General features: G+C 55.7%; 2 protein-coding genes. Both read left to right on the forward strand.

All coding sequences use genetic code 11. The features are described from left to right. Window positions 1–347 precede the first annotated feature (347 nt). Window positions 348–1,517, forward strand: coding sequence for an ATP-binding protein (locus Q0I65_RS09615; RefSeq protein WP_296062928.1), 1,170 nt, complete (start codon window positions 348–350; stop codon window positions 1,515–1,517). A 202-nt stretch (window positions 1,518–1,719) separates the two neighbouring features. Next, a partial coding sequence (locus Q0I65_RS09620; protein ID WP_296062930.1) for an alanine:cation symporter family protein occupies window positions 1,720–2,378 on the forward strand: 659 nt, incomplete at its 3' end.

The following is a 2,378-nucleotide window of genomic DNA, read 5'->3' on the forward strand; positions in this document are numbered from 1 at the left end:
ACTACTAACTTTCTCCCATCAATTCCGACCTGGGCAAACGTAGAGCGAAGAGAGAAGAGTCCTCCTTGTCGCCGGATACCGACTCACATATCGACGATTTTTGTCCCCGACAAGACGTTTTCAGCGAGGCTTGCATGGGGAATCGCTCCCCGGCACCGCGTCTCAAAAATTTTCGGAGGCCCACGCCGTGCTGCGAGGAGAATAACACCGATTGCGCTGCGCCTCCGAACGCTCGACTTTAGGCATATTCAACAATAAGCTAAGTCGAATCCCCTCTTTTCATTTTTGATAGGTAAGGCTATCATTTTTGCTAGATTTAGCTAGCAAAAATGATAGATAGGATGAATATGTTCAGGAGAGAGCTATCGCGAACACTCGAAGAACGACTCCGCGAGCCTCGCTCGTTCATCCAAGTCGTTATGGGGCCTCGGCAGACCGGCAAAACCACGGCAATCAAACAGGCCGTCAAAGCGACGGGATTGCCTGTTCGAGTTGCGAGCGCGGACAGCGCAATCGAGCTAGGAGCCGATTGGATCGAACTGGAATGGCGCCAAGCGAGAAACATGGCAGAGCGTGGCACAAAAGCGGTACTCGTCCTTGACGAAATACAGAAAGTCGCCCAGTGGTCGCAAACCGTCAAGCGGCTGTGGGATGAGGATAGTTGGAACGATGCTCCGCTTTTGGTGATTCTATCAGGCTCATCAAGCTTGCTTATCGGCAGTGGTCTTTCCGAGTCGCTGGCAGGAAGATATGAGCTTCTGCGTTCAACGCATTGGAGCCTGTCCGAAATGTCCGAAGCGTTCGGCTACAACCTTTCCGACTATCTCGAATTCGGCGGATACCCTGGTGCCGCGATCCTTAAGAGCGACGAAGATCGCTGGCGCGAATACATGCGAGACTCCATCGTCGAGTCGACGATTTCGCGAGACGTTTTACAGATGGAAAACGTAAGAAAGCCTGCGTTGATGCGCGCACTTTTCGAGCTCGGAGCGCAATACTCTGCGCAAGAGCTGTCGTATCGAAAGATACTCGGCCAGCTCGACGGCAAGGGCAACACCGACACCATCAAGCACTACCTCGACCTCCTGTCAGGAGCAGGAATGATAAGTGGCCTACAGAAGTTTGACGACAAGCCTATAAGGGCAAAAGCCTCTTCGCCACGGTTGATGGTTCACGACCCCGCACTCATGACCTCGATGTGGCACGGAAAGGGAAGCCTCCTCGAAGACCCGGATCTCTACGGACATCTCGTTGAAACGGCGGTCGGCGCATACCTTATCGCACGCTCGGCGATAGACGGCTTCGACCTTTACTGGTGGCGCGATGGCGACTTGGAAGTTGATTTCGTCCTAAGGCGAGCGCGAGATATCACCGCAATAGAGGTGAAAAGCGGGCGCGTAAGCAAAAGCGGCATGGGCGCATTCTGCAAAGCCTATCCGAAGGCGAGCCCGATGATTGTTGGCGATCGGAATACTCCCCTCGAAGACTTTCTACGGGGGAAAGTGCCTCTATTTTAAAGTTGAATCACTGGAGCAAAGCGCGCAGGCTATCGCATGCGTCTTGCGCACAGTTCGCGCGGTGTGCCTATTCGCTACGGCAAAACACCTGATGTCGTCGCATACTTTCTCGCGAAATTGCAGTATTATGTAAATTTGCATTGCGCGACGGCAACCAAGCCCACGCGCAATCTTGGTTGGGATTATCAGGGGAAAGGCACCTATGGACTTCAACACATGGCTCATCGACGTTAGCGGCCAGATCGACGGTTTTCTGTACACCTACATCTTGCTCGCCCTGCTCGTCATCGTGGGCATCTACTACACCATCCGCACCAAGGCGGTGCAGATCCGCTACATCAAAGACATGTTCACCCAGATCACCGAGAAGAAGCATGTCGAAGGAAAACGCTCCATCTCGTCGTTCCAGGCGCTCATGGTATCGACTGCGAGCCGCGTGGGCACAGGCAACATCGCAGGCGTCGCCACCGCACTTGCCACCGGCGGCCCGGGTGCTGTGTTCTGGATGGGGCTTATGGCCATCGTGGGCGCGGCATCCGCGTTCATCGAGTCCACACTCGCGCAGATCTGGAAGGTTCGCGGCAAGGACGGCGAGTTCCGCGGTGGCCCCGCATACTACATCCACCAAGCACTCGGCAGCCGCGGGCTCGGCGTGCTGTTCTCCGTGCTGCTGATCTTGTGCTTCGCTTTCGGCTTCAACGGCCTGCAAGCGTTCAACGCCACGAGCGCGCTTGAGTACTACCTGCCTGGCGAGGCCATGCCGAAGGCCGCCATCGCGTCGGGCATCGTGCTCGCCGTGATGACCGCCGCCGTCATCTTCGGCGGAACGAAGCGCATCAGCGTCATCACGTCGATCGTGGT

Origin of the sequence: uncultured Ellagibacter sp. (assembly GCF_934643285.1) — a bacterium.
GTDB lineage: Bacteria > Actinomycetota > Coriobacteriia > Coriobacteriales > Eggerthellaceae > Ellagibacter.